Here is a 24,249-nt window from a genome sequence, read left to right as displayed (position 1 = left end):
TTTGCCAGTGATTTGCCCTGCCGACGAACGTAGGTACGACTGCTTGCGTATATCCGGTTGCGTATATCCGGCTTCCGATGAGGCATTGGCTGCCCCGAGCCATGATGGAAATCCGCTCATGTGTGCCTGATTGATCTAGCGGCCTTGCTTGCAGGCTGCGCCGACGCACTGTGCAGGCTTTACACATGCCGGTTCGACCGGTTCGTCATCGCTGCATGTCACTGTGCAATCGTACTGGTTACTGCCCAATATTTTGCAGGCTGTGCAGCCTGCGATTTTATTTTCAGCTAGGTTGATAGCAATCTCCCCGACCGAGGATCGCTCAGATGATCCGGGCATTCTTGTTCGCCAAAGCGACCGTGGCGATGCTCGGGTTGCGTCGACACAGCAAGCGCTGGAGCCACTGGCTGCGTCGATCCGCCTTGTTCTGGCTGTGCCTGAGCACCGCTCGGGCTCCGTGGACCGGCAGCATGCGTGGCGTCCGTGTCAGCTTGGCGACAGTGTGGACATTTCTCGACCGGCACGCCATTGACGTTCAAAAAACCGTTTTAACGGCGGTCGTGTCCGCCTGAGAAACCGGGCCGCCAAGCCCAGGCCGCTGATTTGGCAGCGGCGTGTGGAAGGTAGTCGTAACGCTAGCCTTGCTGCAACATCTTCAACGCGGCCTCGGCCAGGAAGCCGGACCGGCTTTTCTGCTCCGGATGATGCTTCACGTAGTTGTCGATCCTGGCCAAGAGATGCTCTGGCAAGGTGGCGTTGAAGCGCACAGCCTTGCCCAAATAGGGCGTCACGTCGAAGTCGACCAACGCCCACACGCCACCGGCATAGTCCGGGTTCGCTGCGTGTGCCTCAAGCGTCTTCGGCTGCGGCAACGGCTCCCCATCGGCCACCAGCCCCTCGAAGTGGAGGGCAAGCGCTTCGAGGGTATTTTCAAGCGCCTCATCCATCGTGGCGCCGGCCGAGAAGCTACCAGGGACATCAGGAATGGTCACGCCATAGTCGCTATCGGGATCTTTATGCAGAACAACAGGAAATTTCATTAAGGTACCTCTTCGTGCGTGGAGCCTTAATCCGAGTAGAACCGGCCTCACTTGAGGCCGGCTTGCTTCCATATGTTGTTGAGAGTTCCTTTCGGGATATCGGAGTTCGGGTGCGGCACCGTCACTCGTCCCGGCTTGGTCGGATGCTTGAACTGGTGGTGGTCGCCTTTGGTTGCGACCCAGTACCAACCATCCGCCTCAATCCGTTTGATGACCTCTCTACTCCTCATCAAGTCTCCTTCGTTGTCTTGATGGTGTGTGCTATACACACCAAGATCCGAAGAAGCAATAGATTTATGCACACTATACACACTTAATTTGGCTCTTTTTACTCCTTACCCTGCCGCCTGCATCTTCTTCCACTCCCTCTCCACTGCCCGTTCCGCCGCCGCCTTGCTCGTATAGAGCGGCGTCAGGCGCTTGGCCGGGTCTGGTCGCCTGCTGTGGCCGTGCTCTCCTTGCCCATCTTCTCGTCCCGGTACCAGGCCAACACGCCGGTGTAGTTGGCCACCTCCTCGGCCAGGTCGAAAATCTCCTCGCCGTCCGGCAGCTTGGACTCCAGCTCCAGGCTGGTGGTGTAGGCGTCGGCCGTGAAGTGTGCGCGACATGGGCGCCTAGCCAGGTGATGGCGGCGATCTCGTCCTTGATACCAGTCAGGGTGTAGGTCAGCTCGGGGATCAGGTCCGGACGGCCCTTGGCCATGCTGTAGCTGAGCGTCGCCGTACCGCGCTGCAGGCGGCTCCACTCACCCCGGGCGGCGTTCAGGGCGCTGGCCTGGTCTGTGTGGACGTTCCCCGCGAGGCCGATATCAACCAAGAGGTGTATGGCTTGCCGGAATAGCTGGCGGCGCTGCAGTCGGCACTGCTCAACGAGAGCGCGACCATGTTCTGGCGACACTATTACCTGAACGGCTCGCATGCCGGGTTCATCCTCTACATGAGCGACGCAGCGCAGAACGAGAAGGACGTCAATGCTCTGCGCGAGGCACTGCGCAGCGCCAAGGGGCCGGGGAACTTTCGCAACCTGTTCCTCTACTCGCCGGGCGGCAAGAAGGATGGCGTCCAGGTCATCCCGGTCAGCGAGGTGGCGGCCAAGGACGAGTTCAGCAACATCAAGAACATCACCCGCGACGACATGCTGGCCGGGCTGCGCATCCCGCCGCAGTTGATGGGGGTTGTGCCGCAAAACGCCGGCGGCTTCGGCTCGGTGAAGGATGCCGCGCTGGTCTACGCGGCCAACGAGCTGGAGCCGATCCAAGCGCGCATGCTGGCGGTGAATGAGTGGGTTGGGGAGGAGGTGATTCGGTTCAGGGAGTATGAGTTGCATGGCGCAACCGGATGACACGTCCCAGCAGCACTATCACCAGCCCGCCATCCGGCGGGCTTTTTCATTCCTAGCCAGGCAGTTCTAAGCCCGTGAGCTTCTCGACCTGTTTTTTTAGGAAAGCCTTGCCAAGCGCGGAAAGCGTTTCAAGGGTGAACCCACCAGCCTCAGTCACACCATTCTTCGTCAGCCTCCAGATTGCTTCATCTCTGACCGAGTCGACAAAATCATGACCGGCGGGGGTCAGGGCTCTAAATGAGAATTTCCCGCTAATACTTATTCCCAATCCACCTGCCATATCCACCCACCCACTCATGAGTATCTGGCGCATGTGATAGTCGATCTGATCGTGCGAATAGCCTTCGACGAGCAAATCCTCACATGGGTCGAGCATTAAGACTGCTCCCCGCCCCATAGGAAAAGACTCAAGCCTCAGCATGAGTTGTCTGATCAGCTCTGGGTCTCTCTGCATATCGCTTCTCTCCTTATAGCGAGCACGAAAGCGTGCTTTGCGAGCCTCTCATAAGCGACGACAAGAATCCAAGCGCCACCCGGCGCGCGCAGTTGTCCCCCCACGACACCTGCGGGCTAAACAGGTCGCTTTTTCTTCACACCTTCGGCTCGGCGCAGGACAGGCAAGCTGGGCGCTGTGCGGGGATTATCAGGGATGGGAAAAGCCTTCAGATCCCTTCACGGATGGGGTCTAGATGCCCAAGGCAAAGAACGGCAGGGGCAGGCAGAGAGCAATTTTTCAGGAAGGCATCGGAAAAAGGTTAGAAGGTTAGAAGGTTAGAAAAGCAGTTCGGCACTGCTGAAGCCCGCATGGCACTAGGGCTGCAGCCCTGACCTTGGGAAGGTTAGAAATGGTTAGAAGGAAGGTAATTTTTATCTAAGTCCTTGATTTATAGGGACATTGAAAGACGAGTTTCTAACCTTTTGAAAAGGTAATTTCCTAACCTTTTTCTAACCCGTTTCTAACCTTTTGCAGAATCGCTGCAGGCCCCACCGTTCGTGGCTTTCAGGCGCTTTCAGTCGGCAAATTACCTTTCTAACCTTTTTCGGCGAAGGGAACATAACCATTCAGTAATAGCGAGGCTTTCAGGCATTTTGAAAGTTCATGTGTACACACTGGTGTACAAGATGCCGGCTGCTGGCCTCTTTTCGGCTGCTTTTTGACCAGCCCCAAGCCCGCCCGGATGACTCCCTGCTGGCACTGGTGATCGTCGTCACTCCCCCGCCTCGGGGTGGTGTTCCCCCGGTGGGGGATGACGTTTCCTCTGCTGGTGAACATCTCCTGATCTTTCAGGCGGTCACTACAAAAGTTTTGTAGTCAGCCCCTGGCACGAGCGCGTACTAACTTCAGCCAACGGCAGAAGTGAGAAGTGCCCCCACGCGCACGCGGGGCGGGTGAGAACCTGTCAAAACCTGACATTCAGGCGGCGGCGATCCCCCACACGCGGCGGGGTGGGTTTTCAGGTTTTTTCAGGTTCCCTTCGCCGATAAGTGATGCCCACTCGCAGGCGGGGCAGGTAGATCGGCTGAACTTCTAGCCGATGCCCGTAGCGCTGGCGGCAGGAATACTTCGATTTGAAATCGGAGAAACCTAGCAGGAACCGAGTCGGTTTTTTCCGCTAACCCGGCCCACATCAGCCGAGCTTTCGGCCAATGTCCGAAACCGCTACGGCGGCGGTTTGAGCATCCGAGCATGGTCCAGTTCTGGACCATCCATCCCCCGCTGGGGGTTGAAGCGTGCCCAGTGAGACGATTTGGTCTGTTTCGGCTCAGACTGCCATTCCCGGCACAGTGTGTTGATTTCGACACGGCGTGTTGATTCCACGGTGGCAGCCTGGCCACAGCGTGGCGCTGTCCCCACACTCGGAACCTATCCCGATCCGGGGACTTGATCCAGGCCGGCGGACAGGTTGATCCGTTTCAAACGCCAGAACTGGCGGAAGCCTCGTCGATGATCTCCGCCTCTTCACGCATTTCGCTGTGCGTGAAGGAGTGCGTGATGATCGGCTGAAATCCCAGCCGGTCCCCCAGCGGCGCCAGCACCAGACGCGGACATGGCTCAAGTCTGAGCCATCGGCTACCCGGATCGCTGGCGCATGCTATTCCGGAATTTTCCCGGCTTTACGCGGGGATGCCTTGGGGTGTGGTCATCATGGCCACCCCTTCATCCTTACCGTGTTCTTACCGTTCCCGGCCTCATTCATGGGGTTGGTTTTCGCAAATCGGTCTTGCCGTGATCTTGCGGCGCCCAAGGCTTGACGCAGGGTTGCATGGGGTTGTTTTCGCAAAAGCCGGAATGCCGGCCTTTCATGGGGTGTTTTGCCGCATCGGGAATCTCCGTCTCGGAGACACCTTTTGCGGGCTTCCGCCAATCGGCGTTGATGCCGGGTTTTCCGGTTTCAAATCGAGAACCGCCCCGGATTGGCCGGCGATCATCCCCCTGATTCCGGATATCAGGATCGGTGCCGCCTGTAGTTTTCTGTAGTTCTGGCGCCTATGGTTTTCTGTGGTTTCGCAGATCGGGGTGCCACCCCGGCTTTCCGGACATGGAGAAAGGGTGGCCCCTCAGAATTGAGGAGCCAGATTGCCCGGCTCGATGGAGCGCACCAGGCTAAGCAGTAATTCTTGGCTTGCTCGTAGGTCTTGCCATTGCCGAAGCCGGCAGCCTTGGCGGCGATATCGCGAGTTTTTCCTTCCGGAGCAGGATGTGGAAAATTTTCCACATCCTCTTTTGTGTGCTGGTTTACCCCAAGACGATTCCCAAGCTCCCGCTCAATACCCTCGCCAATCGCCACGCGCTCAGACGGGGTGAAGTCTTTGCGGAACTCGTTTTCGGCCAGTTCGCCCTTCAGGATCGAATCAAGATGGACGGTGCGCGCCGGGATGTTTTCCCAGCCAAGCGACGGCCTGCCCGACAATTCCCTCTGATTCGAGGTATTTGGGCGCGTCGCTCAATGTGCCGGCTATGTCCGATCATTTCCGCATGGCTATCGGCCTCTGCGCGGCTGCTGGCGCGGCTTTCAGGCAAAACCGGAACCGGAAACAGGCCGGCGGCAGATTGCCCATATGTAGTCCGGGATCGGGGCTCGAATTGCCCGCAGGGGGTGGTGGGAGCTGGAAGGACCCGTGACTGGGTAGGGCTATTTGGCTGTATGGGAAAAGCGCTAACTGGTTGCCTGTCCAAGTGCCGCTTGCCTTGCTGTGGTCTATGGTCTCTCAACGGGTGGAGGGATAAAACCTTGTTCTGTCAATGCGCGAAATACTCCTCTGACAAGGTAGTTATTGGAAAAGCCAATCGTATACTGCCTGGCCCCTTCGCTTATTGGGAGCAACATTCCTTGACTAACAAGTTTCTTGATCAAATAAGTACGCTGGCCGGCACTCATATCAGGTAAAACTGCAGTTAAATCTCCTGACTTAACAATCCCCATTTTTATAGCGCGTGTTAATACAGCCTCTTCTGTGCCTGTTATCCACTCGCGCTGTCGGGCAAACGATACCGCAGGGTATAAGATGTGTTGCTTTAGATAGTTGAAATCTGTAAGTCGGTCTACTTTTTCAAGCTCTTCGCGTACGCCCTCTAACACATAGATACACCACTCCTCCAAGCCCTCCTTGGTCCCTGTGTCAGCTCTAGCTAGCATGGCGTAGTAGCGCTCACGGTCATTGCAGAATACGGCCGTGGGGTTCAGGACGCGACCTTCAGCACTGACATTAAAGCCATATTTGATCAGAAGGGCATATGTAAGAAGCCGTACAACTCGACCATTGCCATTTCCAAACGGGTGTATCCAGCCAAACCGATGATGAGCCAGAGCTACCTTCATAAGGTCATATTTTGGCGGGTCATCACGATTTATGAATTGCACCAACTCCTGCATATAACTCGGTACTTGCACAAAGTCCGGAGGAAGATGTTCAGATTGAGAAATACGCACAGGGCCATTACGATAGGCACCAGGAGTTTTGTCGCCCTCACGCTTTAGATCAGTGACCGTTAAAGCATGTAACTCTCTTATCAGGTGTTCAGTCAAAGGTTCGCCTGGCCTCATGACCCCCTCAATGTGGCACATAGCTATCTCGATGTTGGCTACTTCGCGCAACTGGTCAGTGGTCTGCCCGCTACCTTCTACCTTGCTATCTACGTAGTCAGCTAAGGTCGTATGGTTCCCCTCTATTCGAGCTGATCCCAGGCTCTCGAGCACATGGAAGATGGACTTGAGCTGAAAAAATATTGGGGGCGGAGTGCTGCCCTCCAGTCGTAGGCGGCGGAGATGCTCCAGATCGCTCAGCACGTCCACCAACGGGGAATCAAAGGACGGGTTCAGGAGCTTAAGCTCATGATGATTAAATTCTGGCATCGTGGAAAATATCTCAAAGCTGGCCGTGGACTATCTCAAACCTAAGGCCGCAAAGGCCCGTCGCAGGCGGGGTGGCGTTAGCATCTGCTAAAAAATATTTAGCTTTCAGCTACACAAAAATTGTAAATCAGTAAAAACATAAATGGAAAAGGGAGCATGGCTAGGCAGTTCCTGTAGGGCTATGGTCGGGGCTCAGCTGTCGGCGCGAATGGGCATGACCACGTTCGCCACGCTCAGATCATGCAGGCGTGGTGCTGGAGATGACCAGCCCAGTGCCGACCACCGCCCCGGCTGGCCAGTCGAAACTACCAATTCCGGCAGTCTCGACTGAAACAGATAGTTTCACCGGTAACGGCCACCACGGCATTACCGCGATCAGCAGCGCGACAGGGCATCCCCGGCAATCTTCACGCTGTGCTCGATCCTGCCGAGCAAGGCGCGGGCCTCGTCCAGGGCGCGGGCGTCCACCCGCTTGAGCTGTTCTATCTTCCGCTCGAAGGTCCGCCAGTGCATGCCCTTGGGCTTGCGGATGAACTCGGCAGGCAGGGACAGAAACCCCTCATCGCAGCCCAGGGCGCGGCGCAGCGTCCACGAGCGATCACAAGGAACGTCACGCTTGCTGGCCTGCTGGCTGCGGTAGTTCAGGCGTCGGCAGTGGCGGCAGGCGAACACGCTTTGCAGATACAGCTTTGCCACGCGCCGGCCACAGCAGGGGCACAGGAACCACGGGCGCTCCCCTCCCAGGTGGCAGGGCGTCCAGGTGATCGGCACGGGGTAGTCCTTCGCCTGGCGCTCGCCTCGGACTGTTACTTGATAACGCAGGCGCACGCGGTCGCGGTTCTCGGCCTCGATGCCGATGGTCGCCACCACGGCGCCCCGTCGCGTCCATTGCCAGTTCCCCAGCCAGCCGGGCACCAGCACACCGGCACGATGAAGTCCCCGCACGTCCAGGGCGCGGTAGTCCTCGGTCGCGTCCTTCTCCTTGTCTCTGCTCATTGGCGAACCTAAATCAATTGGAAAGTTTGGTTACTGGCTACCAGGGCACGTACTCCAGCAGTCGGCTGGTCCGCACTCCGCACTCGCGCGTAGGGGGTTGCGGACTGCGGACTGCGGAACAAGCCAAAGTCCGATATTCGGACAGCGCCAACTGGAGCACACCAGGCTAAGCAGGCATTCCTGCTTTGGTCAGCCCTACGCGCTCAAAACCGCAGGCTTCGCTCCTCAAAATTGAGGGGCCAGCCCGAAGCGCGTAGGGGTGGGCCTACCGCTTCACCACGCGGGAGCCGCTGGCGTCATGCACGGTCAGGTCCGGGCGCTTGATGGTCATGGTGCCGTCCGGCTGAACCATGCGAATCGGAGCGCCGTACAGCGGGCCACCGGGGGCGAACGGATCGGGCAGCACGTCCTTGGGCGCGGTGCGGCAGAACTCCATCATGGCCTCAAGGCATGCCTCGAACAGCGGGCCTTGCTTGAAGTCCTCGCCCCGATGGCTGGCGCTGTCCTCCAGGTTGTGAACGAAGATCAGCCCGGACAGATCGTCGACCCCGTCGCGGCGGGCCTGTTCCCGCTCCACGGTGTTGACGTTGAGCAGGTCGCACACGGTGTCGAAGCCCAGGGCGGCCAGATACCCGTCACTGTCGCGGAGCAGCGACTGCCCGAAGGCGTGCAGGATTTCCCGTATGCCCTCCAGCTCGGTATCCCGATGGTCCTTGGCCTGCTGCTCCAGGGCATCGGCCTGCTGCTTGGTGAACGGCTCGAACTGGCGCAGTACGGCAGCCTCCCGGCGCAGTAGTCGGCGCTCGTCGTGGATGGCTTCGGCGCTCTCGCAGAAGTGGCGCGCCATGCGGCGAATGACAATCAGGCTGGTCCGATGCGTGGTGGTCGGCTTCAGGGCAATGCCCACCAGGGTTACAGCTTGGTTCGTGGTCATGGGTCAGTTCTCCAGAATATCGGCATCCGGCCAGCGCCAGCGGGCTTCGGCCAGGGCTTCGTCGTAGGTCATGGGGGTGCCGCATATCGTGCAGATCGGCTTGCCCCCTCGGGTGATCGTCCAGGCGTTGCGCTTAGGCTCCACGACAGCCTCTGTAGCGCTTTCCGCTGCTGGCGTCGCTTGTGGCGGCTCCGGGACGGGCTGCGAGTCGTTGACGGCGATCAGCTCTGCCAGCAGCTCGGCCTTGTGGTCGCGCAGGTATTGGCGATAGGCGTCGGTGAGGCGGTCGGCTGGAGTGACGCGCAAACGCTCGCCCTCCAGCTCGATGGCAAGACCAGCCCGGCGCAGGTAGTCCAGGGCGGCCATGTCAGAAGTACTCCGCGTTGTCTTCCGGCTGTAGGGGCGTTTTATCCGCAACACCGCAACAAGCCGCGCCAGCCGTGGCTTTCAGCGTTTTTTCATCCGCAACAGTGGCGGACAGTGTTGCGGTTCCAAAACCGCTGGATGCCGCGCCATTACTGGCTTGTTGCGGTGTTGCGGGTTTTTTGGGGGTGTCTGAGGACAAGTAACGGTTCCATGCTTCCTCGAACTGCTCCCGCATGTAGCCTTTCGGCGTTCTCAGTCCAATACGGACGGTTGTCGACTTGATGCCGAACTCGGTAAGTCGCTTCGATAGCTGGTGGGGTGTCATGGGCTTTCCCCGGTTCCAAGCGGCCCAGGGCGCTTCGTCGTCCTCTGCCAGTGCCTCCAGCAGATCGGCAGTCGATAACCTGTCCGTGCGCCGGCTGTCGAAGGCGTCACGGATGGATGCCAGCAGCTCGGCGCCGATGCTGGGCGTCTCTCCCTCCAGTCCATGAAGAGTGATGGCGGCATGGCGAGCCAGGCGCGGCCAGTCGCCCCCGGCTGCCTTGGCGATGGCCAGCAGCGGCTCCCAGCAGTCGTTCGCCCGGTCGTTCAGCCCTTCGATTTCTGCCGGCCTGGCCGTGCGGACGGCCTCCCGGTTGTCGAGGGCGAAGCGCGCCAGCTTGCCGGCCAGCTCGGCAAAGGCGGCATGATCGGCGTGGCGAATCTTGGTCGTGCGCTCGCCGGGCAGCTTGCGGCGCAGGCGTAGGGGAATGCTGCGGTCTATCAGGGTGGCGGCGATCCTGCCGATACCGCACAGCACCTTGGCGCCCCATACGTTGAAGCGGGTTGGCATGTGATCGTCGCCGACGCAGCGGATCACGAATGCGCTGTCACGGGTGAAGCCGGCATTGAGGATGCCGCGCGCCTCCTCATGCTCGGCCAGGAAGGCGTCCACCTCGTCTATCAGTAGGGTCGGAGACCACAGCTCAATGGAGCGGAACAGCGCCGCCGGGGCGATGTTGGATACGGTCAGCGGGCGGCAGACCAGACGCGCCAGCACGCCGAGCAGCACGCTCTTGCCGCAACGCGGCTCCGGGGCGGTGATGTTGGCGATGGGCGCCACGTCCACCACGTCGATAAACCAGGTGAAGGCAGCCCACAGGGCGGCAGCATGGACGGTCGGCGGGTCGGCTATCACATGGCGGCGGATGATGGCGCTCAGCTCCTCCAGCAGCTCGGCGCCGTCTACCGGCTCGGGCCACAGCGTCACCTCGGGGAACAGCTCGCTGGTGCCGGCAGCGGCCTCGCTGGCGCCGTTGCCGGTCAGCTTGTCCAGGTCGGCCAGGCTTACCGTTTTCGCCTCCTTGATGGCGTGGCGGATGCGCGCCCAGCGGGCCGGCTGCTCCTCCCGCACCTTGCGCAGCAGCGCCAGCACCTCGGCTTCGAACACGGCGCCGGGGTCTTGCTTGACCTTGGCGACCGCCTCCGCGATGGGATCGGGCGTCTCGGCCTCGGGCAGCAGCTCGATACTGGTCATGGGTGGGCCTCCAGCCATAGGCGCAGGTCGTTGAAGTCGGACAGGGACAGCGGCGCATCAGCCGGCCAGGGCGGGAACACCACGCCACAGCCGAGCAGGGCAGCGGCTTGGTTGGCCTTGGTGCGGCCGGGGTTGCCCTCGGTCTGGCGGTCGTCGTCGCCGGCCACCACCAGCACGTCATCCGGGTAGGCGCGGCGCAGGCGGACACCAGCGGGATAGAGGTTGTCCGCATTCATGGCGCAGGCCACGGCGGCGCCGTTGTGTTCGTGGATCGTCGCCCCGGTCGCCCAGCCCTCGCAGAGGTAGAGCTTCTGCCCCGGCGCACGCGGGCCGATGGGCGAGTAGCAGCCCTTCACCAGTCCACCCGGCAGGAAACGCTTGTCCCCGTCCGGGTGGATGCGTTGCAGGTTCACCAGCGCGCCGTCCCGGTAGAGCGGCACCAGCAGCACGTCACCCCGCTGGCGCAGGGCATGCGGCTTGACCCTCTTGCGGCTCAGATAGGGGTGTTCGGGATCGGCAGGCGTGGCAGCCCTCCACAGGTGCCATGCCCGGATGGCGGCATCCTGCTGGCGCCGGTGCTGCTCGGCCTCCCGCTGGCGCCGGGCCTGCTCGATGCGCTGGCGCACCTGCTCGGCCTCCTGTGGGTCGGCAGGCGTGCGGCTACTCCAGTGGTGGGCCTCGCCTACCTTCCAACTGCCGAAGGCGCCAGCGGCCAGCCCGTCCGGGAACAGCACGTACCAGCCATTGCGCGAGCCGGCGCGGTCGCCGGGGACGTGGAAGCGGTGGAGCTGGCCATCCGGTTCGGGCAGCCAGTCCAGCGGGCCGTAGACCGCCTGCAAGGCATCACGAAAAGCGGTCACGCAATCAAGGCTCATGCGGCCCCCTTCGGCGGGGTGAACCGCCCGGCCAGGCGTTCCAACTGCCGGGTCAGACGCTCCAGCTCGGTGATATCCCAGCCTTGGTCGCCTTCCTTGACGCACAGCTCGAACAGGCCGATCAGGGTATCGAGCAGTTGCGTATAGCTCTCGGCGTCGATGTGCGGCGGCTCTCCGCCGTTGCCGCCACCCTTCGACTTGAACGGGACGATGGTCATGGCCGGTCCTCCTCGATGCTCTCCAGGCGGGCGACCAGCGCCACGGCCAGCCGCTCGGCAGCAGTAATCCAGGCTTCGCGATCCTCTGGAGCAGGGTTCTCCTTGATCGCACGATGGAGTGCGGCCCGCGCTTCGCGGATCAGCTCCAAGTGGTGGTTGGTCAGTTGCAGGGCCGGGCCTTTCTCCGGGCAAGCCGATCCCGTCGCCACCGGCTGGCAGCGTTGAAAATCCGTCATGGGTCAGTCCTCTTGAAGGGTGGCGCGGCGTGCGCGGATGCCGTTTCCGGTGTCGATCAGCTTGGCGGACAGCTTGCCCAGCGTTTCCAGCAGCCAGCCAAGGTCGCTCATGGCATCGGGATCGAGGCCGTGAGCGCCGTTCGTGGCCGTGCTGGCCAGCAGGTTGCCGATGGCGGCGATGCCGAAACCGATGTTCATGCCGTAGTCCTCGGCGGCCTGGCCGGCGGCCTCCAGCTTCTCCGGGCTCATGGCTTCGATGGTTTCGTAATTCGGCAACAGGGCATTCCAGTCGGAGCGGATCATTTCGCCACCTCCTGCGCGTCCAGCTCGCGGCGAAGGTCGCTGGATTGCGTGTCCAGGTAGTTGGCGCAGTCGCTGGCCAGGTAGTGCCCCAGGGTAGCCAGATCGGCCACGCGGCGGCTTTGGTTGTGCTCGGCGTCGAGGCGGATGGCGGTCATCAGGGCGGACAGCCAGGTCGAATGCTCTTGGCCAAAGGCAATGGTGCAGATTGCTTCATCGGCGATGGCGTCAGTGGTGCGGACGATGGTGCTCATGCCACCACCCCCACTTCCAGGGCACGAGTACGAACCTCGGCGGCAAGCTGCTGCTCGACGTGCTTCTCAAGCGACGGAGAGCCGGCAGCCAGGGCCAGACGCTCTAGGTCGGCCAGGCTCAGGTGGGACGGAAGACGCAGATTGCCCAGCACGCGGCCGGTGCTGTCGATCAACTGGACGGCAATCACAGGGCCACCTCCTGCGCTTCCAGGGCGCGGGCGATGTTGATGTGGTGGTTGTAGCGGCGCAGGCGGACGTACAGGGAGGAGTCGGCGCGCAGGGCGGCGAGAGCCATTGCTCGGTAAGCGGCGGCGCGTTGCCGGAGTGCGGACGGATTGCGGGTAAGGGCGTGATGCATGGGTACAACTCCTGGAATTGAGGAGCCGTCACCGCTTGCGGCCAAGCAAGGATTGGTGACGACTGTACGCGGGTTGGCCGACCGGGATTCCAGGAACCCGGCACACCCGAAGGTGTCCCGCGCACAGCCGCCATAACACGTCGCTGCGGGCACAAAAAAAGCGCCTGCAACGGGATGGTGGGCGCTTGTGCGCCTGGAATTGATCGACCGGCCAAGGTCGGCCACGGGACTTACCGTGACGGGCGAACCATAGCCCCGGCTGCTGGCGCATGCAACCCCCGGTTTCAGGCTGGCAATCGTCATCACTGCAAACCCTCCAGTGCTTCATGGGTCGGCAAGCGGGCGGCATCAATGGCGCGGACCAGCACGTCACGTCCCAGCCCCCTAGCTTGCAGGACGGTCGCCAGGGTCAGGAGCACGGCGAAGGCGACTACCTCCGTCGGGGTATCGCTGGCGCCAGCATGGTCGACGATCAGCGGCAGAAGCTGCTCCAGGATGAAATCTTCATGGTCCTCGACGCGGTGTCCGGTGTAGATGCTCATGCGGCCACCTCTTCCAAATTGATCGGCTCTGCAGACAGGTAGTAGGTCGCCACTTTCGGATGGGGCCGGCCCTGATCGTCACGCAGCTCCCCCAGGTGGGTGCGGATTTTGTGGCCAGCAGCGCGAAGCTCTGCGATACGGGCGCCAGGGCGAACAATGTTCAGCTTGCTGATGGCCTCGAAGGTGTTGATTGAGCCGTGTGCCTGCATGTATGCCAAGAGGCGGACACGCTGTGACGAAAGACTGGTATCATCGACCTGCATGTTTTCGAGGCCGCTTTCCTTCACCGGGGCGGCCTTTTTCATGCAGCATCCCTCGTGGCGAGCTTGGCCTGCTGCCAGGCGGCGATTTCCGACGCGACGAAGAACGCACGGGCCGACCGGGCCTCGCCGTCCTTGATGCTGCGGGGAAAGGTGGGGTCGCTGGCCATCAGCTTGTAAACGCCGGAGCGCGACTTGCGCAGCAGGCTGCACACTTCGGCGAAGCTCAGCAGTTGGGCCAAGGCAGCGGCCTGGCGGTAAATATCTTGAAGTGTGTCGGGTTGCATCGCCATGTCTCCTTTTGGTTGGCGATGCTTAAGTTATGCGCTGGGTGGCCTTCTGAAACTACTGACAGGCACACTGACACTAGTGACAGGCATTCTTGTCAGTAGTCACCGGTGTAATCCCGAGGGTCGTAGCTCTCAAGATCCTTTCGCTGGATATCTGTCAGGCCAGAGCATGTCATTTGCTGGCCGGGAAGCAGGATTGTGCCCGGCAATGTCCACATTTTCTCTCGGTCGAGGATGGGGCCGCTTGAGTTGGTGTTGGTAATCCCTTCCGCCGCGTGTAGCAGGTCTCGCGCCAAGGCCAGGATGCGCAGCGAGTCATCCTGCATAGCGGACCTCCAATGATCGTGGTGAAGCGGATCGGCGGCGAATTGAGTAGCGGCCCACAGGTGCGCCACTGGCTTATAGTCAGCCCAGTAGCGACGGTATGAGCGCGTGTCAGCGGCCGTTACCTTGTGCCCTGTCCGGCTTTCGGCGCGCTTGAAAAAGGCTTTTGCCAGGTGGATTGCTTTATTTACGCTAGGCTCCACGCCCTCGGCCTGCATCTCGATCAAGGCAAGTAGGATATGGCTGGCGACCGCCCCAGATAACACGGTTTTGACGGGTACTTCGTGAGCTTTGGTTCCGCATGTCTTCAAGATGATCTCCAGCAGACCAGTAGGCAGCGCGACCTCGGCAGCATTTGACTTTTGAGCGGTTTTCAGCGCAATCTCGCCGCATTTATGAGCAATGAATGCTTGGCGGGCTGATTCGTCCTTCGGATAAATCATGTAGGCGAAGACTTGAATCGGAAGGAATGCCTCCCAGGCTGGGGCAACAATCTCCATGATGGGCATTGGCTATGCCTCCTGCTAGGGTTTTGCAGGTTTTGTCGGTACGCCATCCGACCTTTTCCAGTTTTTCATGCTCGCACCAGCTCCAGCACGTTGCTCTCTAGCATGTTCACGCGGCGGTCAAAGTCGGCTCGCCGGGCAGGTGTCATGCTCTCGGCCAGGCAGTCGAGGTAGTCGGCATACCACTGCATCATGGCGCGGCGCTGGGGCAGGTAAGCGGCCTGATTGTAAATACCAGCCACGCCAGCTTCCTTGTGGGCGAGCTGGGCCTCGACGTGATCTTTCTCCCAGCCGTGTTCCCGCAGCAGCGTCGACGCCGTGTGCCGAGTGCCATGCCCGACGAGGCGATCCCGATAGCCGATCTTCCTCAGCGTCAGGTTGATGGTGTTCTCGCTGATGACTGGCTGCTTCGAGCCGATGCCGGGGAACAGGTAGCGCCCCCTCCCCGTCACTCGATGAAGCTCTCGCAGGGCTTCCAGGGCTTGCCGGGAGAGCGGCACCACATGATCGCGGCGCATCTTCATCTTGGCCGCCGGGATCGTCCACAGGGCCGCCTCGAAGTCGATTTCCGACCACTCTGCCCAGCGGACCATGCCAGGGCGGGATGCCGTCCACAGGCACAGCCAGGTCGCCGTCCGGGCCGGGGTGCGGCTGGTGCTCCCGCGCAGGGCTCGCAGGAAGTCCGGCAGCTCCGACTCCAGCAGGTGGGGGTAATGCTTGGCTCGGGGTGTCTTTGTGGCAATCGTCACCAGTTCGGATGCCGGGTTGTTCTCGCACAGCCCTCTGGCAATGGCCTGGCTGAAGATCTGGCGCAGGGCAACGCGGATCTTGTCGCGGGTGTTGGTCGCTCCCCTCGCCTCGATCTTGGCTTGCAGTTCGGCGCAGTCCCTGGGGGTGATCGCGGTGATTGGCTTGTCGCCCAGGGCTGGAAGGATGTCGTTGTCCAGGTAGCCGCGCATCAGGCGCAGCGTGCTCTCGGCCAGCCCGTCATCGACCTTGCGCTGATACCAGTAGGCTACCGACTCATGGAAGGGGTTAAGCACCGTGGCCTTTTGTGCGGCCCTCTGAGCGGCTTTGTGCTGCACGGGGTCGATGCCATGCGCCACCAGCTCGCGCAGCTCCTGTGCCTTCTTGCGGGCCACCTTCGCGGGAATCTCAGGATAGCCGCCCAGCCCATGCCAGCCCCAGCGGCAATCTGGCTTCTTGTGGCGCAGCAGCCAGCCCTTTTGTCCGTTCGGCTTCACCCGGAAGTACAGGCCGGGGCTATCCAGCTCCCGATACTCCTTGTCATCGGGCTCCAGGCTGGCGAGAACGGTATCGGCCAGGGGGCGCTTCTTGATCTCCGAACGCTTCATCCTTGTACACCAAAGTTAGGCTGTTTTCTCAGTGTACAAGCTGGTGTACACCAGAAACAACGCTATGCGGGTACAAGTGGGAACATGCAGGCACAAAAAAACCGGCTCTAAGGGCCGGTTTCTCTGGGTTTCAGCTACATGCGGGAGCATGTGGAAACAAGTAAGTGGAGCGGGCGAAGGGAATCGAACCCTCGTCATGAGCTTGGGAAGCTCAGGTAATGCCATTATACGACGCCCGCGAGGGTTGCCTTTTTACCAGAAGCAGGCCGGCAGGTGAAGTGCAATTTTTCCGCAGGTTCTCGACGCTGTTCCGGTTTTTGCCGCGCAGCCCCTGGACACCTTCCCGAGCGATAACCGCACACTTTCGGCGCCCGTACCGGCTGTCCCGGAAAGCCCCGGAAAGCCCGCCACATCAGGTTTGCAGGCCCCTTCCGGCCGGTGTGGCGACAATCGGCGTCCGCCGCATGCTCAGGGGCAGCGACTGGCGGATTGACCAGATTAACCGTTCGGTACATTTTACCCGCGACTCCACCCATCCAATAACAATATAGAGAATCGCGTGACACACAGTCCTCGTGCTCAACGGTCCCAATCTCAACCTGCTCGGCACGCGCGAGCCAGCCACCTATGGACGGGAAACCCTGGCCGACATCGCCGGCCTCTGCGCGCGCACCACCGAGGAATGCAGTCTGGTCGTGGAGTTCCGCCAGACCAACCATGAAGGCGAGTTGATCGAGTGGATCTACCTGGCCCGCGGCCGCTGCGCCGGCATCCTGATCAATCCCGCCGCCTGGACGCACACCTCGGTAGCCATCCGCGACGCCCTGCTCGCCAGCGAGCTACCGGTCATCGAAGTGCATCTTTCCAACGTGCACAAGCGCGAACCCTTCCGCCACCGCTCCTTCGTGTCGGACATCGCCGTCGGTGTAATCTGCGGCCTCGGCAGCCACGGCTACCGCACGGCCCCGCAGCATTTCAGCCTGCTCCTGCAGAAGGATTGAAGCCATGACCGCCAAACCGCACAGCATCCTCGCCGGCCTGATCGGCGCCGGCGTCCAGGCCTCGTGCACGCCGGCCATGCACGAGCACGAGGGCGACGCCCAAGGCATCCGCTATCTCTACCGGCTGATCAATCTGGACAAGCTCGGCTTGACGACCGAAGCCCTGCCGGAGCCGCTGAGCGTGGCCGAGCGCATGAGCTTCACCGGCCTGAACATCACTTTCCCCTGCAAGCAGGCGGTCATCCCGCTGCTCGTGAGCTGTCGGCGGAAGCCCGCGGCATCGGCGCGGTGAACACCGTGGTGTTCAAGGACAGCAAGCGCATCGGCCACAACACCGATTGCCTGGCCTTCGCCGAGGGCTTCCGGCGCGGCCTGCCGGGCGTGGCACGCGAACGCGCGGTACAGATGGGGGCTGGCGGCGCCGGTGCTGCGGTGGCGCATGCCCTGCTGCAGGCGGGCGTGCGCCGGCTGACCATCTTCGACGTGGAGCCGAGCCGTGCCGCCGATCTGGCCGCCAACCTCAACGCCAGCTTCGGCGCCGACCGGGTGCTGGCCGGCAGCGACCTGCCGGCCGCCATGGCCGAAGCCCAGGGACTGATCAATACCACCCCGGTCGGAATGGCTAAGCTGCTGGGCATGCCGTTGCCGGCTGAACTGCTGCATGCCGACCTGTGGGTAGCGGAGATCATCTACTTCCCGCTGGAGACCGAACTGCTGCGCAATGCCCGCGCTCTCGGCTGCCTGCCCCTCGACGGCGGCAATATGGCGGTGTTCCAGGCGGTCAAGGCGTTCGAGCTGTTCAGCGACGTCCGGGCCGATGCCGGACGGATGACGGCGCACTTCGCCAGCCTCGGCTGAGCCTGGCCACCAGGGTCGCCGCTCCGGCAACAGCCAGGCCCCGGGCGGTTTCCAGGCGCTCCGGCGAGCGCTCCTCCGGCGCCTGACGGCGGCCCGGAAACCTTGCGAGCTCCCTCTCACGCCCTGGCATGACGGATCACCGTCTCGCAGATCATCTCCCGGTGCCGGGCCCTGGCCTCGGCCCCGCCGAGGTCGATCTGGTGGATGGTCGAGAAGGTGTAGCGGTTGGACACTCGGAAGAAGCAGAACGAACTGATCAACAGGTGCAGGTCGAGCGGATTGATGCCCGCGCGGAACACACCGGCATCGGCGCCATGGGCGAGAATCGCGGCGATCTGGCTGACGATCGACTTGCTCAGCGAGCGGATCGACGGAGAGCGGGCGATATGCTCGCCGTGATGGATGTTCTCGATGCTCACCAGGCGGATGAAATCGACATTGGCAGCGTGGTGATCGAAGGTGAACTCGACCAGCCTGCGGATCGCCGCCTCCGGCTCCAGCTCGTCGAGCCGGAAAGTGGCCTCGGTGGCGCGGATGTCGCCGTAGAGCTTCTCCAGCACGGCCAGGTAGAGCTGCTCCTTGCTGCCGAAGTAGTAGTAGATCATCCGCTTGGAGATGCTGGTGCGCTCGGCGATGGCATCCACTCGCGCACCGCTCAGGCCCTGCTCGGCGAACTCGCGGATCGCCGCGAGCAGGATGTCCTGCCGGGTCTTTTCCAGATTGTTCTTGCGTGGCTGGCGCAGGCGCGCGGCCGGATCGGCGACGGGCTTGGTGTCCAGCATGGAAGGCGTATTTTGAGGATAAGGACGAGCGCCGTTATTCATGGCCGGACGGGAGGAGGAAAGCCACGGCGCGGATGCCGTGGCTTCGCGGCTCACAGCCTGGGCTTGCCGTGCCCGTCGCGCGCCTGAGCCATGGCCGCCAGGCGCACGGCAACGTTGGCTGCCCCGTAGCCGGCGTAGTCCCTGCGCTGCAGGATCTCGAAGAAGAAACGCTCGGCGAACGGCTCGGTATAGACGTGGAACAACTCGCCGCCCTGCACATCGCGGTCGTAGAGGATGTTGAAGTAGGCCAGCCTGCTGAGAAAGTCGTCGTCGAAATCGAAGCGCGCGGCCAAATCGTCGTAGTAGTTCAGCGGAATCTCCAGCAGGGGCACGCCGGCTTCCTTGGCCAGCTCGACGGCGACGAAGATGTCGTCGCAGGAGAAGGCGATGTGGTGCACACCGGAGCCGCGATAGCTTAACAACGAGCGCGAAATGGCCGTGTCGCGGTTTTCCGAGATGCTCAGCGGCAGGCGTACCGAGCAGCAGCGGCTGCGCACAGCGCGGCTCTTGACCAGACCGTAGGGATCGGGCAGCACCACTTCGTCGTCGGCCTCGAAGTCGAACAGGCTCTTGTAGAACAGCACCCAGGAATCCATGGCCTCGGCCGGCAGGGCCATGGCCACGTGATCGATGCGCCGCAGCACGCCGGCGCCGGCACCGCCCTTCAGCTCGAAATCGGTCTCGTAGATGCTGTGGCCCTCGGCATCGCGGTCGACCAGATAGATCAGGCTGCTGTCCGGCGCGCGCACCGCCGGAATCTCGCGCTCGTTGGGACCGACCAGGCCGCGGTAGGGTTGTCCGCCGAAGCCGCAGGCGTGCTCCAGCGCTCGATGGCTGTCCTGCACCAGCAGCGCGGTGGCACACAGCGACGGGCCATGGGCCTCGAAATAGCCGTGGGCGAAGGAATAGGGCTCGGCGTTGAGCACCAGGTTGATGTCGCCTTGGCGCAGCAGGCTGACGTTCTTCGAGCGATGGCGGCCGGCCTCGACGAAACCGAGACGGGTCAGCCACTGGCCCAGTCGGGCGGCATGGTCGTCGTCGACGGCGAACTCGAGGAACTCGATGCCGTCGTAGCGACTAGCCGGTGGCGGTGCGAACAGCACCCCAGGCTCCGGTGACTGTCCCTGGCGCTCCAGCAGCAGGCGGGTCCTCTCCTCCAGGTAGAGCAGCGAGCGGTAGCCGTCCAGCGCATTACCACGGGTCGGCGCGGCGCGGAAGCCGTCGTTGAAGATTTCCAGCGACAGCGGCCCGCGGTAGCCGCTCTTGAGGATCGGCGCGAGAAAGCCCGCCAAGTCGAACTCGCCCTGCCCTGGGAAACAGCGGAAATGCCGGCTCCATTCCAGCACATCCATGGCCAGGATCGGCGCATCGGCCATCTGCACGAAGAAGATCTTTTCTCCGGGCACCTCAGCGATGGCACTCGGATCGCCTTTCAGCGACAGGGTGTGAAAGCTGTCGAGGATCATGCCCAGATTGGGATGGTCGGCCTCCCGCACGATGTCCCAGACCTGTTGCCAGGTGTTGACGTGGCGCCCCCAGGCCAGCGCTTCGTAGCCGATGCGCAAGCGGCGCGCGGCGGCCCGCTCGGCCAGCAGCCGCAGGTCGTCGACAAGGATCTGCCGGGCGCCCAGGGAATCCCCGGCGACGTTGCTGCACACCAGCACCAGGTCGGTGCCCAGTTCCTGCATCAGGTCGAACTTGCGCTCGGCGCGGTCGAGGTTGCGCTGCAGCCGGTCGCGCCGGCAGCCCTCGAAGTCGCGAAACGGCTGGAACAACGTGATGGCCAGGCCCAGGTCGGCCGCCATCCGGCGTACCTCGCGCGGGCTGGCGCCGTGGTAGAGCAAGTCGTTCTCGAAGATTTCCACGCCGTCGAAGCCGGCGGCGGCGACCGCCTCGAGCTTTTCCGGCAGGGTTCCGCTGAGCGAGACGGTGGCAATGGAACGATGCATGGGTCCTCCGTATTGGAGCAGTCTGCTGCCAGCGGACGTCGCAACCGTGGGGCGAGAGGGTCGGACTGGCGAAGGGAAAATCCGTATCGATTATTGGATGGAGCCAAGAGGCGGGCAACCAAAATGTACCGGCTGGTTAGTTATTCGTTTGATTACCGCACGAAAGCCCCGCTCCCAGATTGACGCCTGCAGGGCGCACGGCAACCATGAAAGCCGCTCAGGAGCTTTTCCAGCACCGTCCGATTCCAACAATAATTTCAAAAGGAATTTCCCCAATGTCCCGCATGTCCACCTTATCGCCTCCACATCGTCGCCATTTCCCGGTACATCCGCGCTGATCCGGCGCGCCGTCACTCCTCCATCACCCCACTCCCCCGCCATTCCGTGTCAGGTTGGAGTAGAGGGCCACGCCTTACAAGAATCACGGAGAACCGCAATGACTTCACGCAACCCGCTGGCGATGGCGCGCGGCGGCGCAAGTCTGACCCTCGGCGCGCTCCTGGCCCTGCCCCTCGCCGCACATGCCACAGGCTTCATCGAAGACGCCAAGGGCACCCTGACCCTACGCAACTTCTTCATCAACCGCGACTTCAAGGACGACAACGCCACCCGCAGCAAGGCCGAGGAGTGGACCCAGAACTTCCTCCTCAACCTCAAGTCCGGCTACACCCAGGGCCCGCTCGGCTTCGGCATCGACGTGCTCGGCCTCTACTCCTCGGCAAAGGCACCGGCGGCACCCAGTTGCTGCCGCTCGACCACGACGGCAAGCCCGCCGACCAGTTCGGCCGCCTGGCGGTGGCCGGCAAGCTGAAGTTCTCGGAAACCGAACTGCGCGCCGGCGAATGGGCGCTGGTACTGCCGATCCTGCGCTCCGACGACGGCCGCTCGCTGCCGCAGACCTTCCGCGGCTCCATGCTCACCTCGAAGGAAATCGAAAACCTCACCCTCTACGCCGGCCACATCACCGGCAACAGCCCGCGCGACGACGGCAACATGGAGGAGATGACCCTGTTCGGCACCAGCCCCTACACCAGCGACCGTACCTCCGACGACTTCGACTTCGGCGGCCTCGAATACAGCTTCAACGGCAAGCGCACCACCGTCGGCCTCTGGTACGCGCGCCTTAAGACATCCACAAGCAGCGCTATATCCAGCTCCAGCACAGCCAGCCGCTGGGCGGCGACTGGACCCTGGGCGCCAACATCGGCTCCTTCGACGGCGAGGTGCTCGAAGGCCATCTGGACAACAAGGTACTGTCCGGGCTGTTCTCGCTCAGGACCGGCGCGCATACCTTCTACCTGAGCCTGCAGCGGATCAGCGGCGACAGCAAGTGGCTACGGGTCAACGGCACCAGCGGCGGCACCCTGGCCAACGACAGCTACAGCTACAACTCCAACAACGCCCGCGAACGCTCCTGGCAACTGCGCTACGACTACAATTTCGCCGCCCAGGGCATGCCGGGCTGACCTTCATGACCCGCTACATCGGCGGCAAGAACATCCACGTCGACGACGGCGAGGAATGGGGCCGCGAGAGCGAAGTGGCCTACGTGGTGCAGAGCGGCGCGGCGAAGAACCTGACGCTGCGCTGGCGCAATACCACCATGCGCCGCGACTGCGGCAGCAACAACCAGTTCAACGAGCAACGCCTGATCGTCCAGTACCCGCTGTCGCTGTTCTGACCGTCACCGCTTGCCTTCTGCGAGAAGTTTAACCCGCCGTCACGGCGGGTCTTTTTTTGCGTGCGCCAGGCATGGCGCGGGTCGGATCGCCGTGGTGGCGAGCCGATGACTTGCTTGGAGGTGAAAGTCCTCTACACCCGGCCAGGTGATGTGAGAGGACGGCGGCTGCGGGGCCACCTCCTACCCGATCCGGCAATCGCGCACGGAAAACGCTGGCGCGCCTCCGCCGCCGCCCCGGAACGACGGCGAACCCACGCCACCAATCGGCGAACAGGCGGCGAAAACTTCATGAAAGGCTGCTGAAAGCTTTTGTTACTAGCATCGCCACATCGCCCTCGGGATCGCCCCGAAGGCCGATGCTCCGAGCAGCCCGGCGCACGACCGGGACGCTTTCGATAACAACAACAAGACTTTCGAGGCTCCATCCCCATGCCCGCCCCGTCCCGGCGATAGCCACAGCATCCAAGCCCCCAGCATGTAGACGTCTGCCCTGGTGGAGGGGCGCCCGCATGCCCGGAAATCACCTGTTCAGGAATAAAAACAATGAGAATGTCCACCGTTCGGCGCGCGAAGCCTTGCCGAATCGCACTCCCCTTCGTGCTGGCCACTGCCCTGCCGTCCGGCACGCTGCATGCCGCCTTCTTCGAAGGTGCCAAGGGCACGCTGAACCTGCGCAACTACTATCTGAATCGGGATTACGATCACGGGGCCACTCGCGGCAAGGCCGAGGAATGGACCCAGAGCTTCATCCTGAACGTACAATCGGGCTTCACCGAAGGCCCGGTCGGTTTCGGCATCGATCTGCTCGGGCTCTGGTCGGTCAAGCTCGACGGCGGCAGGGGTACCTACGGTACCCAGTTGCTGCCCACGCACGACGGCAACAAGCCGGCCGACGACTTCGGCCGCTTCGGCGTCGCCTTCAAGGCCCGTTATTCCAATACCGAGATCAAGATCGGCGAGTGGAATCCGGTGCTGCCCATCTTGAGTTCGGACGACGGACGCGGCCTGACCCAGACTTTCCAGGGCGGCATGCTCACCTCCAGGGAAATCAAGAATGTGACCCTCTATGCCGGACAGATGCGCCAGACCAGCCCGCGCAACGACGCCAGCATGCAGGACATGACCCTCGACGGCATCAGCAGCCGCGACAGCTCCGACCGCTTCAACTTCGGCGGCATCGAATACAGCTTCAACGACGGCAGGACCATGCTCAGCGCCTGGTTCGCACAACTGGAGGATCTCTACAAGCAGCGCTACTTCGAGATCCGCCACACCCAGCCGCTGGGCGGCGACGCATCGTTCAACGCCAAGCTGGGGCTCTTCGACGGCGAGGAAGACGGCCAGGCCTTCGCCGGCGACCTGGACAACAAGACCTTCTTCGGCCGCTTCGCCCTCAGGATCGGCAGCAACACCTTCACCTTCGCCTACCAGAAACTCACTGGCAAGGACCGCTGGCTGCAGGTCAACGGCACCAGCGCCGATCCCCTGCCCAACGATGTCTACGCCGGCCCCTACAACAATCCCAAGGAAGAATCCTGGCAGATCCGCCACGACTATGACTTCGCCGGCCTCGGCATTCCCGGCATGACCTTCATGAGCCGCTACATCGACGGCCGGAACGTGCACAGGAACGGCGCGACCAACGGCGAAACCTGGAGCCGCGAGAACGAACTGGCCTACGTCTTCCAGAGCGGCTCGCTGAAGAAACTCTCCATCCGCCTGCGTAATTCGACCAAACGTGCCAACTGGGGCACCAACACCAGTTGGAACGAGAACCGCGTGGTCATCAATTACCCGATCTCGCTGTTCTGAGACACGCCGGCCCCCGGCTATGCCGGGGTTCCCTACGGAGCCCGTTACGGAGAGGATT

The 24,249-nt window shown here is 62.2% G+C and carries 25 protein-coding genes, 1 tRNA gene and 5 pseudogenes; 5 read left to right on the top strand and 26 right to left on the bottom strand.

Annotation, left to right across the window (positions count from 1 at the left end):
- Nucleotides 1-322 precede the first annotated feature (322 nt).
- The 4 genes and pseudogenes from ACGI6K_RS05565 to ACGI6K_RS05550 form a co-directional block, all read right to left on the bottom strand.
- Nucleotides 323-475, bottom strand: a pseudogene (locus ACGI6K_RS05565) (IS110 family transposase); the annotation flags it as partial.
- Between the two features lie 160 nt (nt 476-635).
- A complete protein-coding gene (locus ACGI6K_RS05560; protein WP_376941834.1) occupies nt 636-1,040 on the bottom strand; it encodes a type II toxin-antitoxin system HicB family antitoxin in 405 nt (134 codons plus the stop codon).
- Nucleotides 1,041-1,087: 47 nt separating this feature from the next.
- Complete coding sequence (locus ACGI6K_RS05555) at nt 1,088-1,270, bottom strand: type II toxin-antitoxin system HicA family toxin (RefSeq protein WP_376941832.1); 183 nt, start codon at nt 1,268-1,270, stop codon at nt 1,088-1,090.
- 105 nt (nt 1,271-1,375) lie between these two features.
- A pseudogene (locus ACGI6K_RS05550) lies at nt 1,376-1,832 on the bottom strand (phage late control D family protein); the annotation flags it as partial.
- Between the two features lie 3 nt (nt 1,833-1,835).
- Here ACGI6K_RS05550 and ACGI6K_RS05545 point away from each other — a divergent pair.
- A pseudogene (locus ACGI6K_RS05545) lies at nt 1,836-2,381 on the top strand (phage portal protein); the annotation flags it as partial.
- 52 nt (nt 2,382-2,433) lie between these two features.
- Here ACGI6K_RS05545 and ACGI6K_RS05540 read toward each other — a convergent pair.
- The 20 genes from ACGI6K_RS05540 to ACGI6K_RS05445 form a co-directional block, all read right to left on the bottom strand.
- Nucleotides 2,434-2,835, bottom strand: coding sequence for a DUF2513 domain-containing protein (locus ACGI6K_RS05540; RefSeq protein WP_376941830.1), 402 nt, complete (start codon nt 2,833-2,835; stop codon nt 2,434-2,436).
- Nucleotides 2,836-4,828: 1,993 nt separating this feature from the next.
- Nucleotides 4,829-5,293 carry a hypothetical protein gene (locus tag ACGI6K_RS05535; RefSeq protein WP_377969191.1) on the bottom strand — a complete coding sequence of 155 codons (465 nt, stop codon included), beginning with the start codon at nt 5,291-5,293 and terminating at the stop codon, nt 4,829-4,831.
- Nucleotides 5,294-5,581: 288 nt separating this feature from the next.
- A complete protein-coding gene (locus ACGI6K_RS05530; protein WP_376948124.1) occupies nt 5,582-6,736 on the bottom strand; it encodes a Fic family protein in 1,155 nt (384 codons plus the stop codon).
- A 375-nt stretch (nt 6,737-7,111) separates the two neighbouring features.
- Entirely contained in the window at nt 7,112-7,732 is a 621-nt protein-coding gene (locus ACGI6K_RS05525) for a hypothetical protein (RefSeq protein ID WP_376948123.1), read from the bottom strand.
- Between the two features lie 265 nt (nt 7,733-7,997).
- On the bottom strand, nt 7,998-8,666 hold the full coding sequence (locus ACGI6K_RS05520; protein ID WP_376948122.1) for a hypothetical protein: 669 nt from the start codon (nt 8,664-8,666) through the stop codon (nt 7,998-8,000).
- A 3-nt stretch (nt 8,667-8,669) separates the two neighbouring features.
- The gene (locus tag ACGI6K_RS05515; RefSeq protein ID WP_394543552.1) at nt 8,670-9,032 is read right to left on the bottom strand and encodes a hypothetical protein; all 363 of its coding nucleotides are present in this window, start codon (nt 9,030-9,032) and stop codon (nt 8,670-8,672) included.
- Between the two features lies 1 nt (nt 9,033).
- Nucleotides 9,034-10,548, bottom strand: a complete 1,515-nt coding sequence (locus ACGI6K_RS05510) for a DUF3631 domain-containing protein (protein WP_376949727.1) — start codon at nt 10,546-10,548, stop codon at nt 9,034-9,036.
- On the bottom strand, nt 10,545-11,423 hold the full coding sequence (locus tag ACGI6K_RS05505) for a toprim domain-containing protein (RefSeq protein ID WP_376949725.1): 879 nt from the start codon (nt 11,421-11,423) through the stop codon (nt 10,545-10,547). The genes ACGI6K_RS05510 and ACGI6K_RS05505 overlap by 4 nt, the downstream gene beginning before the upstream one ends.
- On the bottom strand, nt 11,420-11,641 hold the full coding sequence (locus tag ACGI6K_RS05500) for a hypothetical protein (protein ID WP_377969125.1): 222 nt from the start codon (nt 11,639-11,641) through the stop codon (nt 11,420-11,422). Before ACGI6K_RS05500 ends, ACGI6K_RS05505 begins: the two co-directional genes overlap by 4 nt.
- Nucleotides 11,638-11,877 (bottom strand): hypothetical protein, encoded by a 240-nt coding sequence (locus ACGI6K_RS05495; protein ID WP_377969190.1) that lies wholly within the window; start codon nt 11,875-11,877, stop codon nt 11,638-11,640. The genes ACGI6K_RS05500 and ACGI6K_RS05495 overlap by 4 nt, the downstream gene beginning before the upstream one ends.
- Before the next feature lie 3 nt (nt 11,878-11,880).
- Nucleotides 11,881-12,180, bottom strand: a complete 300-nt coding sequence (locus ACGI6K_RS05490) for a hypothetical protein (RefSeq protein ID WP_377969188.1) — start codon at nt 12,178-12,180, stop codon at nt 11,881-11,883.
- Complete coding sequence (locus ACGI6K_RS05485; RefSeq protein WP_377969092.1) at nt 12,177-12,431, bottom strand: hypothetical protein; 255 nt, start codon at nt 12,429-12,431, stop codon at nt 12,177-12,179. Before ACGI6K_RS05485 ends, ACGI6K_RS05490 begins: the two co-directional genes overlap by 4 nt.
- The gene (locus ACGI6K_RS05480) at nt 12,428-12,619 is read right to left on the bottom strand and encodes a hypothetical protein (protein ID WP_377969186.1); all 192 of its coding nucleotides are present in this window, start codon (nt 12,617-12,619) and stop codon (nt 12,428-12,430) included. The genes ACGI6K_RS05485 and ACGI6K_RS05480 overlap by 4 nt, the downstream gene beginning before the upstream one ends.
- A complete protein-coding gene (locus tag ACGI6K_RS05475; RefSeq protein WP_376945039.1) occupies nt 12,616-12,789 on the bottom strand; it encodes a hypothetical protein in 174 nt (57 codons plus the stop codon). The genes ACGI6K_RS05480 and ACGI6K_RS05475 overlap by 4 nt, the downstream gene beginning before the upstream one ends.
- A gap of 302 nt (nt 12,790-13,091) precedes the next feature.
- On the bottom strand, nt 13,092-13,331 hold the full coding sequence (locus ACGI6K_RS05470) for a hypothetical protein (protein ID WP_376945037.1): 240 nt from the start codon (nt 13,329-13,331) through the stop codon (nt 13,092-13,094).
- Nucleotides 13,328-13,636, bottom strand: coding sequence for a helix-turn-helix domain-containing protein (locus tag ACGI6K_RS05465; protein ID WP_376945035.1), 309 nt, complete (start codon nt 13,634-13,636; stop codon nt 13,328-13,330). Before ACGI6K_RS05465 ends, ACGI6K_RS05470 begins: the two co-directional genes overlap by 4 nt.
- Nucleotides 13,633-13,878, bottom strand: coding sequence for a helix-turn-helix transcriptional regulator (locus ACGI6K_RS05460; protein ID WP_376945033.1), 246 nt, complete (start codon nt 13,876-13,878; stop codon nt 13,633-13,635). Before ACGI6K_RS05460 ends, ACGI6K_RS05465 begins: the two co-directional genes overlap by 4 nt.
- 98 nt (nt 13,879-13,976) lie before the next feature.
- Nucleotides 13,977-14,714, bottom strand: coding sequence for a hypothetical protein (locus tag ACGI6K_RS05455; RefSeq protein ID WP_376945031.1), 738 nt, complete (start codon nt 14,712-14,714; stop codon nt 13,977-13,979).
- A 65-nt stretch (nt 14,715-14,779) separates the two neighbouring features.
- A complete protein-coding gene (locus ACGI6K_RS05450) occupies nt 14,780-16,066 on the bottom strand; it encodes a tyrosine-type recombinase/integrase (RefSeq protein ID WP_376945029.1) in 1,287 nt (428 codons plus the stop codon).
- Between the two features lie 165 nt (nt 16,067-16,231).
- A tRNA-Gly gene (locus tag ACGI6K_RS05445) sits at nt 16,232-16,305 on the bottom strand.
- 336 nt (nt 16,306-16,641) lie between these two features.
- On the opposite strand from ACGI6K_RS05445, the gene aroQ reads away from it, so the two are divergent.
- Nucleotides 16,642-17,067 carry a type II 3-dehydroquinate dehydratase gene (gene aroQ / locus ACGI6K_RS05440; RefSeq protein ID WP_376945027.1) on the top strand — a complete coding sequence of 142 codons (426 nt, stop codon included), beginning with the start codon at nt 16,642-16,644 and terminating at the stop codon, nt 17,065-17,067.
- Between the two features lie 4 nt (nt 17,068-17,071).
- Nucleotides 17,072-17,925 (top strand): annotated as a pseudogene (locus tag ACGI6K_RS05435) (shikimate dehydrogenase).
- 116 nt (nt 17,926-18,041) lie between these two features.
- Here the strand turns inward: ACGI6K_RS05435 and ACGI6K_RS05430 are convergent.
- Complete coding sequence (locus tag ACGI6K_RS05430; protein ID WP_376945025.1) at nt 18,042-18,707, bottom strand: TetR/AcrR family transcriptional regulator; 666 nt, start codon at nt 18,705-18,707, stop codon at nt 18,042-18,044.
- 92 nt (nt 18,708-18,799) lie between these two features.
- The gene (gene quiC / locus ACGI6K_RS05425) at nt 18,800-20,698 is read right to left on the bottom strand and encodes a 3-dehydroshikimate dehydratase QuiC (protein WP_376945023.1); all 1,899 of its coding nucleotides are present in this window, start codon (nt 20,696-20,698) and stop codon (nt 18,800-18,802) included.
- Between the two features lie 460 nt (nt 20,699-21,158).
- Here quiC and ACGI6K_RS05420 point away from each other — a divergent pair.
- Nucleotides 21,159-22,379 (top strand): annotated as a pseudogene (locus tag ACGI6K_RS05420) (OprD family porin).
- Between the two features lie 549 nt (nt 22,380-22,928).
- Nucleotides 22,929-24,191, top strand: coding sequence for an OprD family porin (locus ACGI6K_RS05415; RefSeq protein WP_376945049.1), 1,263 nt, complete (start codon nt 22,929-22,931; stop codon nt 24,189-24,191).
- The last annotated feature ends 58 nt before the right edge of the window (nt 24,192-24,249 follow it).

Origin of the sequence: Azorhizophilus paspali, assembly GCF_043587585.2 — a bacterium.
Taxonomy (GTDB): Bacteria; Pseudomonadota; Gammaproteobacteria; order Pseudomonadales; family Pseudomonadaceae; genus Azotobacter; species Azotobacter paspali.
The sequence above is the reverse complement of the archived record's forward strand: the minus strand, read 5'-3'. Positions and strand labels throughout refer to the sequence as shown.

Bases quoted from the DNA above. Each gene is read 5' to 3' on its own strand.
- ACGI6K_RS05490 (WP_377969188.1), bottom strand. From the start codon at position 12,180: ATGATCCGCTCCGACTGGAATGCCCTGTTGCCGAATTACGAAACCATC.
- ACGI6K_RS05475 (WP_376945039.1), bottom strand. From the start codon at position 12,789: ATGCATCACGCCCTTACCCGCAATCCGTCCGCACTCCGGCAACGCGCC.
- ACGI6K_RS05430 (WP_376945025.1), bottom strand. From the start codon at position 18,707: ATGCTGGACACCAAGCCCGTCGCCGATCCGGCCGCGCGCCTGCGCCAG.
- ACGI6K_RS05470 (WP_376945037.1), bottom strand. From the start codon at position 13,331: ATGAGCATCTACACCGGACACCGCGTCGAGGACCATGAAGATTTCATC.
- ACGI6K_RS05495 (WP_377969190.1), bottom strand. From the start codon at position 11,877: ATGACGGATTTTCAACGCTGCCAGCCGGTGGCGACGGGATCGGCTTGC.
- ACGI6K_RS05540 (WP_376941830.1), bottom strand. From the start codon at position 2,835: ATGCAGAGAGACCCAGAGCTGATCAGACAACTCATGCTGAGGCTTGAG.
- ACGI6K_RS05525 (WP_376948123.1), bottom strand. From the start codon at position 7,732: ATGAGCAGAGACAAGGAGAAGGACGCGACCGAGGACTACCGCGCCCTG.
- ACGI6K_RS05450 (WP_376945029.1), bottom strand. From the start codon at position 16,066: ATGAAGCGTTCGGAGATCAAGAAGCGCCCCCTGGCCGATACCGTTCTC.
- ACGI6K_RS05485 (WP_377969092.1), bottom strand. From the start codon at position 12,431: ATGAGCACCATCGTCCGCACCACTGACGCCATCGCCGATGAAGCAATC.
- ACGI6K_RS05500 (WP_377969125.1), bottom strand. From the start codon at position 11,641: ATGACCATCGTCCCGTTCAAGTCGAAGGGTGGCGGCAACGGCGGAGAG.
- ACGI6K_RS05505 (WP_376949725.1), bottom strand. From the start codon at position 11,423: ATGAGCCTTGATTGCGTGACCGCTTTTCGTGATGCCTTGCAGGCGGTC.
- ACGI6K_RS05555 (WP_376941832.1), bottom strand. From the start codon at position 1,270: ATGAGGAGTAGAGAGGTCATCAAACGGATTGAGGCGGATGGTTGGTAC.
- ACGI6K_RS05530 (WP_376948124.1), bottom strand. From the start codon at position 6,736: ATGCCAGAATTTAATCATCATGAGCTTAAGCTCCTGAACCCGTCCTTT.
- ACGI6K_RS05510 (WP_376949727.1), bottom strand. From the start codon at position 10,548: ATGACCAGTATCGAGCTGCTGCCCGAGGCCGAGACGCCCGATCCCATC.
- ACGI6K_RS05520 (WP_376948122.1), bottom strand. From the start codon at position 8,666: ATGACCACGAACCAAGCTGTAACCCTGGTGGGCATTGCCCTGAAGCCG.
- ACGI6K_RS05465 (WP_376945035.1), bottom strand. From the start codon at position 13,636: ATGAAAAAGGCCGCCCCGGTGAAGGAAAGCGGCCTCGAAAACATGCAG.
- ACGI6K_RS05455 (WP_376945031.1), bottom strand. From the start codon at position 14,714: ATGCCCATCATGGAGATTGTTGCCCCAGCCTGGGAGGCATTCCTTCCG.
- quiC (WP_376945023.1), bottom strand. From the start codon at position 20,698: ATGCATCGTTCCATTGCCACCGTCTCGCTCAGCGGAACCCTGCCGGAA.
- ACGI6K_RS05415 (WP_376945049.1), top strand. From the start codon at position 22,929: ATGTCCACCGTTCGGCGCGCGAAGCCTTGCCGAATCGCACTCCCCTTC.
- ACGI6K_RS05515 (WP_394543552.1), bottom strand. From the start codon at position 9,032: ATGGCCGCCCTGGACTACCTGCGCCGGGCTGGTCTTGCCATCGAGCTG.
- ACGI6K_RS05560 (WP_376941834.1), bottom strand. From the start codon at position 1,040: ATGAAATTTCCTGTTGTTCTGCATAAAGATCCCGATAGCGACTATGGC.
- ACGI6K_RS05460 (WP_376945033.1), bottom strand. From the start codon at position 13,878: ATGCAACCCGACACACTTCAAGATATTTACCGCCAGGCCGCTGCCTTG.